Annotated in this window: 10 protein-coding genes and 1 pseudogene; 5 read left to right on the forward strand and 6 right to left on the reverse strand. The window is 70.7% G+C overall.

Translation table 11 applies throughout. The features are described 5' to 3' along the window. Positions 1 to 86 precede the first annotated feature (86 nt). On the forward strand, positions 87 to 1,583 hold the full coding sequence (locus EJG53_RS33205; protein WP_125048022.1) for a GMC family oxidoreductase: 1,497 nt from the start codon (positions 87 to 89) through the stop codon (positions 1,581 to 1,583). 73 nt (positions 1,584 to 1,656) lie between these two features. Here the strand turns inward: EJG53_RS33205 and EJG53_RS33210 are convergent, their stop codons facing one another. The 4 genes from EJG53_RS33210 to EJG53_RS33225 form a co-directional block, all read right to left on the reverse strand. Beyond that, complete coding sequence (locus EJG53_RS33210) at positions 1,657 to 3,267, reverse strand: glycerol-3-phosphate dehydrogenase/oxidase (protein WP_031010688.1); 1,611 nt, start codon at positions 3,265 to 3,267, stop codon at positions 1,657 to 1,659. 2 nt (positions 3,268 to 3,269) lie between these two features. After that, a complete protein-coding gene (gene glpK / locus EJG53_RS33215; protein ID WP_031010686.1) occupies positions 3,270 to 4,811 on the reverse strand; it encodes a glycerol kinase GlpK in 1,542 nt (513 codons plus the stop codon). A gap of 41 nt (positions 4,812 to 4,852) precedes the next feature. After that, positions 4,853 to 5,641: an MIP/aquaporin family protein gene (locus EJG53_RS33220; protein WP_125048023.1), complete on the reverse strand. Its 789-nt coding sequence runs from the start codon at positions 5,639 to 5,641 to the stop codon at positions 4,853 to 4,855. Between the two features lie 226 nt (positions 5,642 to 5,867). After that, positions 5,868 to 6,641, reverse strand: coding sequence for an IclR family transcriptional regulator (locus tag EJG53_RS33225; RefSeq protein ID WP_030021479.1), 774 nt, complete (start codon positions 6,639 to 6,641; stop codon positions 5,868 to 5,870). Between the two features lie 335 nt (positions 6,642 to 6,976). Between EJG53_RS33225 and metH the strand changes: the two genes are divergently transcribed. The 4 genes and pseudogenes from metH to EJG53_RS33245 all read left to right on the forward strand — a co-directional run bounded on the left by metH (position 6,977) and on the right by EJG53_RS33245 (position 15,086). Beyond that, a complete protein-coding gene (gene metH / locus EJG53_RS33230; RefSeq protein ID WP_125048024.1) occupies positions 6,977 to 10,486 on the forward strand; it encodes a methionine synthase in 3,510 nt (1,169 codons plus the stop codon). Positions 10,487 to 10,646: 160 nt separating this feature from the next. Next, positions 10,647 to 11,347 (forward strand): annotated as a pseudogene (locus tag EJG53_RS33235) (HAD family hydrolase). A 374-nt stretch (positions 11,348 to 11,721) separates the two neighbouring features. Further along, the gene (locus tag EJG53_RS33240; RefSeq protein ID WP_125048025.1) at positions 11,722 to 13,332 is read left to right on the forward strand and encodes an ABC transporter substrate-binding protein; all 1,611 of its coding nucleotides are present in this window, start codon (positions 11,722 to 11,724) and stop codon (positions 13,330 to 13,332) included. A 164-nt stretch (positions 13,333 to 13,496) separates the two neighbouring features. Continuing rightward, positions 13,497 to 15,086: an ABC transporter substrate-binding protein gene (locus EJG53_RS33245; RefSeq protein WP_125048026.1), complete on the forward strand. Its 1,590-nt coding sequence runs from the start codon at positions 13,497 to 13,499 to the stop codon at positions 15,084 to 15,086. A 180-nt stretch (positions 15,087 to 15,266) separates the two neighbouring features. Here the strand turns inward: EJG53_RS33245 and EJG53_RS33250 are convergent, their stop codons facing one another. Together EJG53_RS33250 and EJG53_RS33255 are read right to left on the reverse strand one after the other, a co-directional pair. Next, positions 15,267 to 15,938, reverse strand: a complete 672-nt coding sequence (locus tag EJG53_RS33250) for a response regulator (RefSeq protein ID WP_003981597.1) — start codon at positions 15,936 to 15,938, stop codon at positions 15,267 to 15,269. A 13-nt stretch (positions 15,939 to 15,951) separates the two neighbouring features. Continuing rightward, a complete protein-coding gene (locus EJG53_RS33255) occupies positions 15,952 to 17,121 on the reverse strand; it encodes a RecB family exonuclease (RefSeq protein ID WP_244955445.1) in 1,170 nt (389 codons plus the stop codon). Between the last annotated feature and the right edge of the window lie 78 nt (positions 17,122 to 17,199).

The raw sequence follows: 17,199 nt of genomic DNA on the forward strand, positions 1-17,199 counted from the left end.
GCTACGTGTGCGATCTCCGCCCGGCGGGTACCTCAGGGAGCCGGAAGGGCTGGGACGAAACCGGCGGGAGGCGAGAAGCGCAGGTCATGGACGCTTGGGATGTGATCGTCGTCGGCGCGGGCTCGGCCGGCGGGGTACTGGCCGACCGGCTCACCGAGGACCCCGGACGGTCCGTACTGCTGCTGGAGGCGGGGCCCGATTACGGCAGCTCGCCCGACGGCCTGCCGGACGACGTGGCCACCAGCCCCGCCGCCACGCACAGCCACGACTGGGGGTACGTGAGCGAGCCCGGCACCCTCGGCCGCACCGTCGCCCTGCCCCGCGGCAAGCTCGTCGGCGGCTCCTCGGCGATCAACTCCGCGATCGCCCTGCGCGGGCACCCGGGGGACTACGACGCCTGGGCCGCCCAGGGCAACGACGGCTGGTCGTTCGCGGACTTCCTGCCCAGTCTGCGCCGCGTCGAACGCGACCTGGACGCCGGGCCGCCCTGGCACGGCACGGACGGCCCGGTCCCCGTACGGCGGTACGGCACGGACGAGACGAACCGGTGGCAGCGCGCCTTCCACCACGCCTGCACCGCCCTCGGCCACCCGCCCGTCGCCGACCACAACGCCCCCGGCGCCCGCGGCGTCGGCCCGGTCCCGGTCAACCGGACCGGCGGCGTCCGGCAGAGCACCGCCCTCACCTACCTCGCCCGGGCCCGCGGCCGGGACAACCTCACCGTGCGCGGTGACGTCCTCGTCGACCGGGTCGTCCTGCGCGACGGCCGGGCGGTCGGCGTCCAGTTGGCCGACCCGGCCCGTACGGTGCTGCCCGCCCGTCGCGTCGTGCTCGCCGCAGGCGCCTACGGCAGCCCGCCCATCCTGCTGCGCTCCGGCATCGGCCCGGCGGACCACCTGCACGGCCTCGGCATCCCCGTCACCGCCGACCTGCCCGGCGTGGGGGAGAACCTGCGCGACCACCCCGCCGTCACCCTCAGGTACGCCACCTGCGCCCCGCCGCCCGGCCCGCGCGACCCGGTGCTGCAAACCTTTCTGACCTGCGACCTCAGCGGCGGCGACGGCCCGCCCGACCTCCAGGTCTTCCCCTCGGGTCCCGAGACGGACGAGGACGGGGCGACGGTGCTCACCTTCTGGGTGGCCCTGCTGCGGCCTTCCTCCTGCGGCCGGCTCCGGCTCCGCTCCGCCGACCCCCGCGACGCCCCGCGCATCGACGTCGGCTTCCTGCGCGACCCGGAGGACACCCGCCGCATGGTGACGGGCATGCGGCTGGGCCGCTCCCTCGCCCGTACCGCGCCCCTGTCCGGCCTGCTCCGCGAGGAGCGCACGCCGGGCCCCGCCGTCACCACCGACGCGCAGTTGGCGGAAGCGCTGCGGCAGACCGTCAGCGGCTACCAGCACGCTGCCGGCACCTGCCGGATGGGCCCGGCCGCGGACCCCGGCGCGGTGGTCTCCGCCTCCGGTGCCGTACACGGAGTCGACGCCCTGCACGTCATCGACGCGTCCGTGATGCCGACGCTGCCCGCCGCCAACACCAACCTCACCGCCATGGCGATCGCCGAGCACTGCGCGCACGGGCTCTGAGGTTTCCTCCGGTACGCCGAAGGGCGGCTCCCCGGCGGGGAGCCGCCCTCAGGACGACAGGAGAGGCAGCGGGTCAGCCGCGCTGCTCCAGTATCGACTTGGTCCGGGCGCGGACGTCCTCCGTGTCCAGGCCGCGGATGGTCAGCGTGGTGCGGCGGCGCAGCACGTCGTCGACCGTCTCCGCCCACTCGTGGTCCCGGGCGTAGACGACCTGGGCCCAGATCTCCGGCGCGTCCGGGTGGATGCGCTCGGCCAGGGCCGCGTCCTCGTTGGCCAGCCGCGCGATGTCGAAGGACAGCGAACCGTAGTGGGTGGCCAGGTGGCGGGCGGTCTCCGGCGCCATGCGCGGGCCGGGGGCCGAGCCGTCGACCAGCAGCCGGTGGGCGACCGCGTTGGGGTTGGCGATACCCGGCAGCGGCAGCTTCTTCGGCAGGTGCGCGATCGGCTCCATGTCCTCGGCCAGCGGCTGGCCGGGCAGCGCCGCCAGCTTGTTCATGACCGTACGGCCGATGTGGCGGAAGGTGGTCCACTTGCCGCCCGCGACGGAGAGCATGCCGCCCGCGCCCTCGGTGACGACGGTCTCGCGCTTGGCCTTGGAGGTGTCGCCGGGGCCGCCCGGCAGCACCCGCAGACCCGCGAAGGAGTACGTGATCAGGTCACGCGAAAGCTGCTGGTCGCGGACGGAGAAGGCCGCCTCGTCCAGGATCTGCGCGGTGTCCTTCTCGGTGACACGGACGTCCGCCGGGTCGCCCTCGTACTCCTCGTCGGTCGTACCGAGCAGCAGCATGTCCTCCCAGGGGAGGGCGAAGGTGATGCGGTACTTGTCGATCGGGGTGGCCAGCGCGGCCTTCCAGGGGGAGGTGCGCTTGAGGACCAGGTGCGCGCCCTTGGACAGACGGATGGAGGGCGCCGCGTTCGGGTTCTCCATCTTGCGCAGGTGGTCGACCCACGGGCCGGTCGCGTTCAGGACCAGGCGGGCGTTGACACCGAACTCGGTGCCGTCGGTGCCGTCCTTCAGCTCGGCACCGGTGACCCGGCCCTGGGTGAAGCGCAGCCCCGTGACCTCGGCGTGGTTGAGGACGGTGGCGCCGGCCTCGACGGCCGCGCGGACCGTCATCAGGGCCATCCGGGCGTCGTTCATCTGGTCGTCGCCGTACACCGCGACGGCCTTGAGGTTGTCCGTCCGCAGCTCCGGCACGTCGCGCTGGGCCTTGGCCGGGCTGATGACGTGACCGACACCGTCACCGAAGGCGGACAGCGCCGAGTACGCGAAGACACCCGCGCCCAGCTTGGCCGCGCCGTGCGGGCCGCCCTTGTAGACCGGCAGGTAGAAGGTCAGCGGGTTGGCGAGGTGGGGGGCCACCTCACGCGAGACCGCACGGCGCTCGAAGTGGTTCTCCGCCACCAGCTTGACCGCGCCGGTCTGCAGGTAGCGCAGACCGCCGTGGAGCAGCTTGGAGGAGGCGGAGGAGGTGGCGCCGGCGAAGTCGCCGGCGTCCACCAGCGCAACCCGCAGCCCCGACTGCGCGGCGTGCCAGGCGGTGGAGATGCCCAGGATGCCGCCGCCGATCACCAGGAGGTCGTACGTCGCCTTGGAAAGCTGCTCCCGGGTCTCGGCGCGGCTCTGGGTGGAACCGTCGGCCGGGTGCGTCCCGAGGGCCGGGACGCTCTGCAGGGTGCTCATGATTACTCCTCGTCCTCGATCCAGCCCATGGTCCGCTCGACGGCCTTGAGCCAGCTCTTGTACTCGCGGTCGCGGGTCTCCGCGTCCATGCGGGGGGTCCACTCGGCGGCCCGGCGCCAGTTGGCGCGCAGCGCGTCGGTGTCCGGCCAGAAGCCGACGGCCAGTCCGGCGGCGTAGGCGGCGCCGAGGCAGGTCGTCTCGGCCACCATCGGGCGCACCACGGGCGCGTCCAGGAAGTCCGAGATGGTCTGCATCAGCAGGTTGTTGGAGGTCATTCCGCCGTCGACCTTCAGCGAGGTCAGGTCGACGCCGGAGTCCTTGGTCATGGCGTCGGTGATCTCGCGGGTCTGCCAGGCGGTGGCCTCGAGGACGGCGCGGGCGATGTGCGCCTTGGTGACGTAGCGGGTCAGGCCCGCGATCACGCCGCGCGCGTCCGAGCGCCAGTAGGGGGCGAACAGGCCGGAGAAGGCCGGGACGAAGTACGCGCCGCCGTTGTCCTCGACGGTGCTGGCCAGCGTCTCGATCTCGGCGGCCGAGTTGATCAGGCCCATCTGGTCGCGCATCCACTGCACCAGCGAACCGGTGACGGCGATGGAGCCCTCCAGGGCGTACACCGGCGGCTCGTCGCCGATGCGGTAGCCGACCGTGGTCAGCAGCCCGTTGTAGGAGTTGACGGGCTCGTCACCGGTGTTCATCAGCATGAAGGTGCCGGTGCCGTACGTGGACTTGGCCTCGCCCTTGTCGTAGCAGGTCTGGCCGAACAGCGCGGCCTGCTGGTCGCCCAGTGCCGAGGCGACCGGCACGCCGGCCAGCGCGCCCGCGGCGGCGGTGCCGTACACCTCGGCCGACGAGCGGATCTCCGGCAGCACCGCGGCCGGGATGTCGATGGAGTGCAGGATCTTCTCGTCCCACTCCAGCCTGCGCAGGTTCATCAGCAGGGTGCGCGAGGCGTTGGTGACGTCGGTGACGTGCACGCCGCCCTCGGCGCCGCCGGTCAGGTTCCAGATGACCCAGGAGTCCATGGTGCCGAAGAGGATGTCGCCGGCCTCGGCGCGCTCGCGCAGGCCCTCGACGTTGTCCAGCAGCCAGCGGATCTTCGGGGCGGCGAAGTACGAGGCCAGCGGCAGGCCGGTCTCGCGGCGGAAGCGGTCCTTGCCGACGTTGCGGCCCAGCTCACGGCAGAGCGCGTCGGTACGGGTGTCCTGCCAGACGATGGCGTTGTGGACCGGCTCGCCGGTGTTCTTGTCCCACATCAGCGTGGTCTCGCGCTGATTGGTGATGCCGATCGCCTTGACGTCCTTGGCGGTGATGCCGGCCTTGTCGACGGCACCGGCCACGACCTGCTGGACGTTCTCCCAGATCTCCTTGGCGTCGTGCTCGACCCACCCCGGCTTGGGGAAGATCTGTTCGTGCTCCTTCTGGTCGACCGAGACGATCCGGCCGTCCTTGTCGAACACGATGCAGCGGCTGGACGTGGTGCCCTGGTCGATGGCCGCGATGAACGGGCCGTGGCCGTGGGAGGCGGTGCTGTGGTTGTCGCTCATGTGTGTCTGTGCTCCAAAAATCTTCGGTCGGGCGGCGCGGCTCAGGCGAACGCGAGGTTGTAGATACCACCGGCGATCGCGCCGCCGATCAGCGGACCGGCGACCGGGATCCACGCGTAGCCCCAGTCCGACCCGCCCTTGTTCGGCAGCGGAAGCAGCGAGTGGACGATACGCGGACCGAGGTCGCGAACCGGGTTGATCGCGTAGCCGGTCGGGCCGCCCAGCGACAGACCGATACCGACGACCACGAACGCGGTCAGCAGCGCGCCGATGACGCCGACGCCCTTGCCGTCGTCACTGAGGCCCTGCGTGAGGATCGCCAGCACGAGCACGATGGTGGCGATGACCTCGGTGGTCAGGTTCTGCACCGCGTTGCGGATCTCGGGTCCGGTGGAGAAGACGCCGAGAACCGGGCCGGCCTTGGGGGCCGCTGCCCTGTCGACCATGCCTTCCGGCCCGCTCTGCTCGCCCACGATCTCCGGGTCGGTCAGATGGGCCTTGAAGTGGCCGTAGTACGCGAGCCACACGAGCACCGCGCCGATCATGGCGCCGAGCAGTTGCCCGGCGAAGTAGACCGGTACGTCGCCCCACGGCGTGCCGCCCTTGACGGCCAGTCCCACGGTGACCGCCGGGTTGAGGTGCGCGCCGGACTTCGACGCGATGTACGCGCCGGTCAGTACGGCGAAACCCCACCCGAAGGCGATGGCCACCCATCCCGCTTCGAATGCCTTCGAGCGCTTCAGCGTGACGGCGGCGCAGACGCCACCGCCCAGCAGGATCAGAACAGCGGTACCGATGGTCTCGCTGATGAAGATGTCGGAGCTGGACACCCGCGACTCCTTTGTCCTTCGTCCAGGGGAAGGCGGACCCCGGGTCCCTCCGAGGTCCGCGCCCTCCGAGAGGGCGTTGGTCGGCCTCCGGCACTGTCCACCATAACCAATATTGTCGTTTGGTGTTCGACAATGCCGACCGACGAACGGCAGTTTTCTTCACACGTAGCACCCCGTCAAGGGTTCTGTGACTGAAAACTTAGGTGAACGTATGGGATGGAAGGGGTCAGAATCGCCCTGCGCCCAGGTCCCGGGAGACCGCTCGGGCGCAATCCCGCACGGCGGCGACGATTTCCGGCCGCAGCTCACCCGGCTCGCCGTCCCGGCAGACCCGCTCCACCGCACCCGTCACACCCACCGCGCCCACCGGCATCCGCCGCCGGTCGTGGATGGGCGCGGCCACCGACGCCACGCCCTCCCAGGTCTCCTCCACGTCGGCCGCCCAGCCGCGCGCCCGGGTGAGGTCCAGCACACCCTCCAGGTCCTCCAGCGCGGTCACCGTGCGCGGCGTGAACGCCTGCCGCTCGGCCTCCGCCGCCTCGCTGTGCGCCACCGGGTCGTACGCCGTCAGCACCTTGCCCAGCGCCGTGCTGTGCAGCGGGTGCATCGCGCCGACCTCCAGCACCTGGCGGCTGTCGTCGGGACGGAAGACGTGGTGCACGATCAGCACGCCCTGCTGGTGCAGCACCCCCAGGTAGACGCTCTCGCCGCTGGAGCGCGCCAGGTCGTCCGTCCACACGAGCGCGCGGGCGCGCAGCTCGTGCACGTCCAGGTAGCTGTTGCCGAGGCGCAGCAGCTCGGCGCCCAGTTGATAGCGGCCGGACGCCGGGTCCTGCTCGACGAAGCCCTCCTGCTGGAGGGTGCGCAGGATGCCGTGCGCGGTGCCCTTGGCCAGGCCCAGCGCGGAGGAGATGTCGGAGAGGCCCAGCCGCCGCTCGCCGCCGGCCAGCAGCCGCAGCATCGCGGCGGCACGTTCCAGTGACTGGATGTTCCGTGCCATCGGGCAACCTCCGGTGAAGCGGTGAAGCGGGTGACATGGTGCGGTGTACGGCGCGCGACCGGCCCGGGAGAGCGGTTCGGCAATGCTGAACGATATCGGTGAATGCCGACCTGTGGCAGTCGACCGACCCCTGCCAATGATCTTGAGCGGGTCCGGTGCCGCCTCCCGCCCGGCTCCCGCGGGCCCCGGCCGCCGCCGAGGTCCCCGTACGACTTGCGGGAGTCCAAGCCCTGGGACACCCGGGCCACCGGCAGCCACGCCCGCTACCCTGACCGGGTGCGCCTTCTACCGGAAGACGCAAAGCCGACAGCCGTCGCAACCAGGGGAGCACCTCCATGGCCTCGTACACGCCATCGTCCGCCAGCACATCCCGCACCACGGCACTCCGCGAGGCCCTCGCCTCCCGCGTGGTGGTGGCCGACGGGGCGATGGGCACGATGCTCCAGGCCCAGGACCCGTCGATGGAGGACTTCCAACAGCTTGAGGGCTGCAACGAGATCCTGAACATCACCCGTCCGGACATCGTCCGTTCGGTCCACGAGGAGTACTTCGCGGTCGGTGTCGACTGCGTCGAGACCAACACCTTCGGCGCCAACTACGCCGCGCTCGCCGAGTACGACATCCCCGAACGGGTCTTCGAACTGTCCGAGTCCGGCGCCCGCATCGCCCGCGAGGTCGCCGACGCGTTCACCGCCTCGACCGGGCAGCAGCGCTGGGTGCTCGGCTCCATGGGCCCCGGCACCAAGCTGCCCACCCTCGGCCACGTCGACTACGCCACCCTGCGCGACGCCTACCAGCAGAACGCCGAAGGCATGATCGCCGGCGGCGCCGACGCGCTGCTCGTCGAGACCACCCAGGACCTGCTCCAGACCAAGGCCGCCGTCCTCGGCGCCCGCCGCGCCCTGGCGGCCACCGGCACCGACCTGCCGGTGATCTGCTCGGTGACCGTCGAGACCACCGGCACCATGCTGCTCGGCTCGGAGATCGGCGCCGCGCTGACCGCGCTGGAGCCGCTCGGCATCGACATGATCGGCCTGAACTGCGCCACCGGCCCCGCCGAGATGAGCGAGCACCTGCGCTACCTCGCGCGCAACGCCCGCGTCCCGCTGTCCTGCATGCCGAACGCCGGTCTGCCCGTCCTCGGCAAGGACGGCGCCCACTACCCGCTGTCCCCGGGCGAGCTGGCCGACGCCCAGGAGACCTTCGTCGCGGAGTACGGGCTCTCGCTCGTCGGCGGCTGCTGCGGTACGACGCCGGAGCACCTGCGCCAGGTCGTCGAGCGGGTACGGGGCCTGGCCCCCACCGAGCGCAGCCCGCGCCCCGAGCCCGGTGCCGCCTCCCTCTACCAGACCGTCCCGTTCCGCCAGGACACCTCGTACCTGGCGATCGGTGAGCGCACCAACGCCAACGGCTCCAAGAAGTTCCGCGAGGCCATGCTGGACGGCCGCTGGGACGACTGCGTGGAGATGGCGCGCGACCAGATCCGCGAGGGCGCCCACCTGCTCGACCTGTGCGTGGACTACGTCGGCCGGGACGGCGTCGCCGACATGCGGGAGCTGGCCGGCCGCTTCGCCACCGCCTCCACCCTGCCCATCGTGCTGGACTCCACCGAGGTCCCGGTGATCCAGGCGGGCCTGGAGAAGCTGGGCGGCCGCGCGGTCATCAACTCCGTCAACTACGAGGACGGCGACGGCCCCGAGTCGCGGTTCGCCAGGGTCGCCGCGCTGGCCCGCGAGCACGGCGCCGCCCTGATGGCGCTGACCATCGACGAGGAGGGCCAGGCCCGCACCGTCGAGAACAAGGTCGCCATCGCCGAGCGCATCATCGCCGACCTGACGGCCAACTGGGGCATCCGCGAGTCGGACATCCTCATCGACTGCCTGACCTTCACCATCTGCACCGGTCAGGAGGAGTCCCGCAAGGACGGCGTCAACACCATCGAGGCGATCCGCGAGCTGAAGCGGCGTCACCCCGACGTGCAGACCACGCTGGGCCTGTCCAACATCTCCTTCGGCCTCAACCCGGCCGCCCGCATCGTGCTCAACTCCGTCTTCCTCGACGAGTGCGTCAAGGCCGGACTGGACTCGGCGATCGTGCACGCCTCCAAGATCCTGCCGATCGCCCGCCTGGAGGAGGAGCAGGTCAAGGTCGCCCTCGACCTGATCTACGACCGGCGCGAGGAGGGCTACGACCCGCTCCAGAAGCTCCTGGAGCTGTTCGAGGGCGCCACCGCCAAGTCGCTGAAGGCCGGCAAGGCCGAGGAACTGCTCGCGCTGCCCCTGGAGGAGCGGCTGCGGCGCCGCATCATCGACGGCGAGAAGAACGGCCTGGAAGCCGACCTGGACGCGGCGCTCGCCGAACGCCCGGCCCTGGACATCGTCAACGACACCCTGCTCGAAGGCATGAAGGTGGTCGGCGAGCTGTTCGGCTCCGGCCAGATGCAACTGCCGTTCGTGCTCCAGTCCGCCGAGGTCATGAAGACCGCGGTGGCCTACCTGGAGCCGCACATGGAGAAGACGGACGCCGACGGCAAGGGCACCATCGTCCTGGCGACCGTCCGCGGCGACGTGCACGACATCGGCAAGAACCTCGTCGACATCATCCTGTCCAACAACGGCTACAACGTCGTCAACCTCGGCATCAAGCAGCCGGTTTCGGCCATCCTGGAAGCCGCCGAGGAACACCGCGCCGACGTCATCGGCATGTCCGGGCTGCTGGTCAAATCCACGGTGATCATGAAGGAGAACCTGGAGGAGCTCAACCAGCGCAAGATGGCGGCCGACTTCCCCGTCATCCTCGGCGGCGCCGCCCTGACCCGCGCCTACGTCGAACAGGACCTGCACGAGATCTACGAGGGCGAGGTCCGCTACGCCCGCGACGCCTTCGAGGGCCTGCGCCTGATGGACGCCCTGATCGCCGTCAAGCGCGGCGTGCCCGGCGCCACCCTGCCCGAACTCAAGCAGCGCCGCGTTCCCAAGCGCGACGTCGAGACCAAGGAGCCGGAGCGGGAGGAGGGCACCGTCCGCTCCGACGTGTCCACCGACAACCCCGTCCCCGCCCCGCCCTTCTGGGGCACCCGCGTCGTCAAGGGCATCCAGCTCGCCGACTACGCGTCCTGGCTGGACGAGGGCGCCCTGTTCAAGGGGCAGTGGGGCCTCAAGCAGGCCCGTACCGGCGACGGACCCTCGTACGAGGAACTGGTCGAGACCGAGGGACGCCCCCGGCTGCGCGGCTGGCTGGGCAAGCTCCAGACCGAGAACCTCCTGGAGGCCGCCGTCGTCCACGGGTACTTCCCCTGCTACTCCAAGGGCGACGACCTGATCCTGCTCAACGAGGACGGCACCGAGCGCACCCGCTTCACCTTCCCGCGCCAGCGCCGCGGCCGGCGCCTGTGCCTGGCGGACTTCTTCCGCCCGGAGGAGTCCGGCGAGCGGGACGTGGTCGGCCTCCAGGTCGTCACCGTCGGCTCGAAGATCGGCGAGGCCACCGCCGAGCTGTTCGCCTCCGACTCCTACCGCGACTACCTGGAGCTGCACGGCCTGTCCGTGCAGCTCGCCGAGGCCCTCGCCGAGTACTGGCACGCCCGGGTCCGCGCCGAGCTGGGCTTCGCGGGCGAGGACCCCGCGGACGTCGAGGACATGTTCGCGCTGAAGTACCGCGGCGCCCGCTTCTCGCTGGGCTACGGGGCTTGCCCCGACCTGGAGGACCGCGCCAAGATCGCCGACCTGCTGCAGCCGGAGCGGATCGGGGTGCAGCTCTCCGAGGAGTTCCAGCTCCACCCGGAGCAGTCCACCGACGCGATCGTCATCCACCACCCGGAGGCGAAGTACTTCAACGCGCGGTAGCACCGGGACCGGCAGGGCCACGGAAGTCCCCGCGGGCCACGCGCGTCCCCCCGCACAGACGTACACTGGTCGGTCCGGTAGAGGCCGGTCGCTCTCTCCTCGCGGGAGAGCGGCCGGCCCTTTCGTCCCTCCGGGGACGCGCGAGTACGGAGGTGCACGGATGACGAGCAGCATCCCCGCGGTAGGAACCCGTACGGCCGACGGCGCCACCCTGCAGGCCGTCTTCCTCGACCTGGACGGCACCCTCGTCGACACCGAGGGCTTCTGGTGGGAGGCCGAGGCCCAGGTCTTCGCCGAACTGGGCCACGTACTGGACGACCACCACCGCCAGGTCGTCGTCGGCGGGCCGATGAAGCGCAGCGCCGCGTACCTGATCGAGGTGACCGGCGCCGACATCGGCCTGGACGACCTGAGTGTGCTGCTCAACGCCCGGTTCGCGGAGCGCATCGCCCGCGGTGTGCCGCTGATGCCCGGCGCCCGCCGGCTGCTCGCCGAACTGTCCGCGCACGGCGTGCCCACCGCCCTGGTCTCCGCCTCGCACCGCACCGTCATCGACCGGATGCTGCACTCCCTGGGCCCCGAGCACTTCCGCCTGACGCTGGCCGGCGACGACCTGCCCCGTACGAAGCCCCATCCCGACCCGTACCTGACCGCGGCCGCCCGGCTCGGCGTGGACCCCCGGCGCTGCGCCGTGGTGGAGGACACCGTCACCGGGGTGACGGCGGGGAGGCGGCCGGCTGCCAGGTCGTCGCGGTCCCGTCGGTGGCCCCGATCGGCCCCGGCGCGGGCCGCACCGTGGTCGGATCGCTGGAAGAAGTGGATCTCCCATTTCTCCGGTCGCTCATCACGGACGGCCGGTGACGCGTGTACTGAGCGTGTCCCGCTGAAAACGGAAGAAACTGTAAGGAGCGGTCCGCTCATTTTCCGTGACGAATGCGGCGGCTGAATTCAGCCGGACGATCGCCTCAATGGAGGAGTGACGTTTCTCACGCGCAGACCCGTCGACAGTGCGGCGCGCGGTCGTTCCAAGGGGGCTTTCTCCTGGTTTCCCTGGGGGTAAGTGTCCGGATTGATGGAGGCACGTACGGTTCGTTCCACCGTCCGGATATCGATCACCGGGCAACCGTTATCCGGGCGTGATATCCGTTCAACTCTGTTGTGTCCCGGAGGCCCTGGCAGTTCCTACTAATGTCAACGCGAGCAACACCTCTGCGCTGATAAGGAACCTGCCGACGATGAATCGCAAGACCTTGGTGCTGCCGGCCCTGGCCGGTCTGCTCGTCCCCACGCTCGCCGCCTGCGGCAGTTCGGACGGCTCCGGCGAAGGCGGCAAGCCGATCAAGGTCGGCACCACCGCCCAACTGGAGGCCACCAAGGACGCGCCCGCCCCGCTCGACCCCGCGCAGGCGTACGACGTCGACGCGTGGAACGTGCTGCGCGGAACCCTGCAGACGCTCATGCGGCTGCCTCGGAGCGGCACCGCGCCGGTGCCCGAGGCCGCCGAGTCCTGCGGATTCCGGGACACCCAGAACGAGCAGTTCCGCTGCAAACTCCGCGACGGACTGAAGTTCTCCAACGGGCACGCCCTGACGTCCAAGGACGTGAAGTTCTCCATCGACCGGATGCTGGCCATCAAGTACGACCGCGGCCCCATCTCCCTGGTGGACAACGTCGACAAGGTCGAGACGCCCAGCGAGACCGAGGTGGTCTTCCACCTCAAGAAGCCGGACGCCACCTTCCCGCAGAAGCTCGCCACCCCGGCGGCGGCCATCGTCGACAGCGAGGTGTATCCGGCCAAGGGCCTCTACAAGGGCTTCGAGGTGTCCGGCTCCGGCCCGTACACCGTGAAGGTCGAGCACAGCGGAGAGCGCGTCAGCAAGGCCGTCTTCACCAAGAACCCCGACTACAAGGGCGGGATCGAGACGAAGAACTCCACCGTCGAGATGAAGTTCTTCGAGAACTCCGACGGCATGGAGAAGGCGCTGCGCAAGGGCGACATCGACCTGATGAACCGCAGCCTGGCCCCCGACCAGATCAAGGGCCTGGAGAACGCCCGCGACGAGCACGTCGCCCTGACGGCCGTACCCGGCTCCGAGATCCGCTACCTGGCCTTCAACACCGACGACCCGTCGGTCTCCGACAAGGCCGTCCGCCAGGCCATGGCCCAACTGGTCAACCGCTCCGCGCTGGTCCGCGACGTGTACTCCTACGCCGGCGACCCGCTGTACTCCCTGGTGCCCAAGGGCCTCACCGGCCACATCAACTCGTTCTTCACCAAGTACGGCAACCCGAGCGTCCCCGCCGCCCGCAAGATCCTCCAGCAGGCGCACATCACCACCCCGGTGAAGCTCACCCTCACCTACACCGCGAACCACTACGGCTCCAGCACCGCCGACGAGTTCAAGGAGCTCCAGAGCCAGCTCAACAAGAGCGGCCTGTTCGACGTCCAGATCAAGGGCATCGACAACTGGACGCAGTTCCGCAAGGAGCAGTCCGAGGGCAAGTACGCCGTCTACGGCATGGGCTGGTTCGCCGACCTCCCCGACGCGGACAACTACATCGCGCCGTTCATCGGCAAGGGGAACTTCCTCAACTCCCCGTACCGCAACAACAAGATCGAGTCCCAGCTCATCCCCACCACCCGGCAGCAGACCGACCGCAACTCCGCCGCCGAGGGCTTCAAGCAGGCCCAGGACATCATCGCGGACGAGGTCCCGGTCCTCCCGCTGTGGCAGGGCAAGCAGTACGTCGCCTCCCGCGACGACATCACCGGCGCCGAGTGGGCCCTGAACTCCTCCTCGGCCCTGCAGATCTGGGAACTGGGCCGCGGCGTGAGCAGCAACTGACGACGACCTCCGGCCGGCGCCACCGCGCGCCGGCCGGCTGCCGCATCCCTGAGACGGCGCGCACCACCACAACCGATGACGGCACCCTGCCGGCACACCGACACCGGCACCCGCCGGCGCGGACACACCGCTGAACCGCCAGGACGACTGTGAGGAACACGCACGTGAGGAAACGCGACCAGTGGCTCGCCGCACCGCTGGGGGCAGGGCTCGTCGCCGCCCTGCTCAGCGGCTGCGGAACCGGCGAGGGGTCGGGCGCCGGGACCGGGGAACCCGTGGTCATGGGCATGACCGACAAGGTCGTCTCCACCGACCCCGCCGCCGGCTACGACCCGGTCTCCTGGCTGCTGTTCAACAACGTCTTCCAGTCGTTGCTGAGCTTCCCCAAGGGCAGCACCAGCCCCGAGCCCGAGGCCGCCGACTCCTGCGGCTTCGTCGAGGGCGGCAGCACCGTCTACAAGTGCACCCTCAAGGACGGCCTGAAGTTCAGCAACGGCAACAGCCTCACCGCCGAGGACGTCAAGTTCTCCTTCGACCGGATCAAGCGGATCAACGACAAGCGCGGCCCCGCCGTGATGTTCGCCGGTCTGGACAAGGTCGAGGCCCCCGACGACCGGACCGTCGTCTTCCGCCTCAAGACGCCCGACGCGACCTTCCCCATGAAGATCGCCTCCGGTGCCGGCTCCATCGTCGACCACCGTGAGTACGCGCCCGACAAGCTGCGCACCGACAACAAGGCCGTCGGCTCCGGCGTCTACACCCTCAAGGACTACGACGCCTCCTCCGAGGCCGTCTTCGGCGTCAACAGCTCCTACAAGGGCCCCGCCGAGGTCAAGAACTCCGGCATCACCATGAAGTTCTTCACCAGCCAGGACACGCTGAAGAAGGCGGTCGAGGACGGCTCCATCGACATCGCCTACCGCGGTCTGGCCATGAAGGACATCGCCTCGCTGGACCAGGCGTCCGACAGCCAGACGCACGGCACCCAGGTCGTCGAGGGCAAGAGCGCCGAGGTCATGCACCTGGTCTTCAACATGCGCGACCCGGTGGCCGGCAAGCTCGGCGTCCGCAAGGCCGTCGCCTACCTGCTGGACCGCTCCACGCTCGTCCGCGACGTCTACAAGCGCACCGCCGAACCGCTGTACTCGATCGTCCCCGCGGGCATCACCGGCCACAACACGGCCTTCTTCTCCACCTACGGCGACCGGCCGCAGACCGACAAGGCCCTCGCCGCCCTGCGCGACGCCGGCTACACCAACAAGAAGGTCCCGCTCACCCTCTGGGCCACCCCCGTCCGCTACGGCCCCGGCACCGTCCCGGCCTTCCAGGAGATCGCCCAGCAGCTCAACGCCAGCGGCCTCTTCGACGCCAAGGTCAAGAGCGTGCCCATCGAGGAGTACGAGAAGGGCGTGGAAGCCGGCAAGTACGGCGCCTACGTCAAGGGCTGGGTGCCCGACTACCCGGACCCCGACAACTTCACCCAGCCGTTCTTCGGCAAGGACAACGTCCTGCGCAACAACTACGACGCCAAGCGGATCACCTCGAAGCTGCTGCCCGGCACCGCCGGCCAGCCCGACCGGCAGGCGACCAAGACCGCCTTCCGCGAGGTGCAGGACATCGTCGCCGAGGACCTGCCGGTCATACCGGTGTGGCAGGGCAAGCAGTACGCCGTCGCCCGCCAGAACGTCGACGGCCTCCAGTGGACGCTGGACGCCACCACCGTCTTCCGCTTCTGGGAGCTGAAGAAGGGCTGACGGGGGAGGGCCGGCCGGGGGGCCGGCCCGCCCGCTCCGTACGGCTACGGCCCGGCCCGCCGCCGCTCCTGCGGGGAGCGGGGCGGGCCGGGCCGTTCTCGTGAGTCTGTTCGCGTACGACTGCTCTCGTACGTCTGCCGGGCGGCCCGGGTCAGGCCGGGCGGGCGCCGGTGGGCCGGGCTACTGGGCGCCGGGGCGCACCAGCCCGCTCTCGTACGCGTACACCGCGGCCTGCACCCGGTCCCGCAGCCCCAGCTTCGTCAGCACGTGCCCGACGTGCGTCTTGACCGTCGTCTCGCTCACGAAAAGATCCGCGGCGATCTCCGCGTTCGACAGCCCGCGCGCCACCAGCTTCAGCACCTCCACCTCCCGCTCGGTGAGGGTGTGCAGCGTGTCCGGCACCGGCTCCTCACCGGACGGCAGATGACCCGCGTACTTGTCCAGCAGACGGCGCGTGATGCTCGGCGCGAGCATCGCCTCGCCCGCCGCCACCACCCGGATCGCCTGCACCAGCTCCTGGGCCGGCGCGTCCTTCAGCAGGAAGCCGCTGGCCCCCGCGCGCAGCGCCTCGACCACGTACTCGTCCAGGTCGAACGTGGTCAGCACCAGCACCTTCGCCGGACCGTCCTTCGCCGGCCCGGTGATCTGCCGGGTCGCCTCGACCCCGTCCATCCGCGGCATCCGGATGTCCATCAGCACCACGTCGGGCTGCAGCGCCCGCACCTGCTCCAGCGCCTGCAGACCGTCCCCGGCCTCGCCGACGACCGCGAGATCCTGCTCGGCCTCCAGGATCATCCGGAAACCGGTACGCAGCAGCGGCTGGTCGTCGACCAGCAGGACGCGGATTGCCACAGGAACTCCTTCGTTAGACCAGGCCCATTCTGCCCTGCCCCGCCCCGGACACCTCCACGGGGAGAGCCCGGCCGGGCCCCGGAACCGGCAGCGGATACGGCGGGGGAGTGCCGCCGAACTCCGGGCACACCGCCTGGTGGTCGCACCACCCGCACAGCTTCGTACGGCGCGGCCGCCAGTCACCGGTCGCCGTCGCCCGCTGGATGGCGTCCCACAGCGCCAGCAGCTTGCGCTCCACGCCCCGCAGGTCCGCCTCGGTCGGGTCGTACGTCAGCACGTCACCGCTGCCCAGATACACAAGCTGCAACCGCCGCGGCACCCGGCCGCGCAGCCGCCACATCACCAGCGCGTAGAACTTCATCTGGAACAGCGGACCGTCGGCGTACTCCGGGCGGGGCGCCTTGCCGGTCTTGTAGTCGACGAGCCGCACCTCGCCCGTCGGCGCCACGTCCACCCGGTCGATGAAGCCGCGCAGCCGCAGCCCCGAGTCCAGCACCGTCTCCACGTACAGCTCGCGGTCGGCGGGCTCCAGACGCGTCGGGTCCTCCAGCGTGAACCACCGCTCCACCAGCGCCTCGGCGTCCGCCAGCCACGCCGCCAGCCGCTCGCCCGACGGATCGTCCTCGAACAGCCCGGCCAGCTCGGGACGCTTCGCCAGCAGCTTCTCCCACTCGCCCGGCACCATCGAGCGCGCGCCGCCTGCCGTACGCTGCGCCGCCGGAGCGTCGAAGAGGCGCTCCAGCACCGCGTGCACCACCGTGCCGCGCGTCGCCGCGGGGCTCGGCTTCTCCGGCAGCTTGTCGATCACACGGAAGCGGTACAGCAGCGGACACTGCATGAAGTCGCCCGCGCGGGAGGGGGAGAGCGAGACGGGAGGGGTGGCGGGCGGGGGAGCGGGGGAGTCGGCGGGCGTGACCGGCTCGGGGGCGGCTGCGGCTGCGGCACCGGCCGCGGGCACGGGCGCGGTGACTGCGGCGGATGTCACAGCGCGGCCGGGCCCGCCGATCGCCTCGGAGTCGCCGACAGTCGCGGTCTCGCCGGGCGCAGCGGCCTCCCCGGCCGCTCCCGCCGCCGGGGCCCCGCCGGACGCCCCGCCCTGACCGCCCTGACCACTCTGACCGCCCTGACCACTCTGTCCGTCGTCCGCGGCGTCCGGCCCGGCCTCTTCGGTGCTCGTTCCCATGACACCCGACCCTACGGCCCGCCACTGACAGCCACCGCAACCGAGGGATCACAATGGGAGACCGAGGCGGGGTGTCGC

The sequence above is a fragment of the Streptomyces chrestomyceticus JCM 4735 genome (genome assembly GCF_003865135.1).
In the GTDB taxonomy this organism is placed as follows: Bacteria; Actinomycetota; Actinomycetes; order Streptomycetales; family Streptomycetaceae; genus Streptomyces; species Streptomyces chrestomyceticus.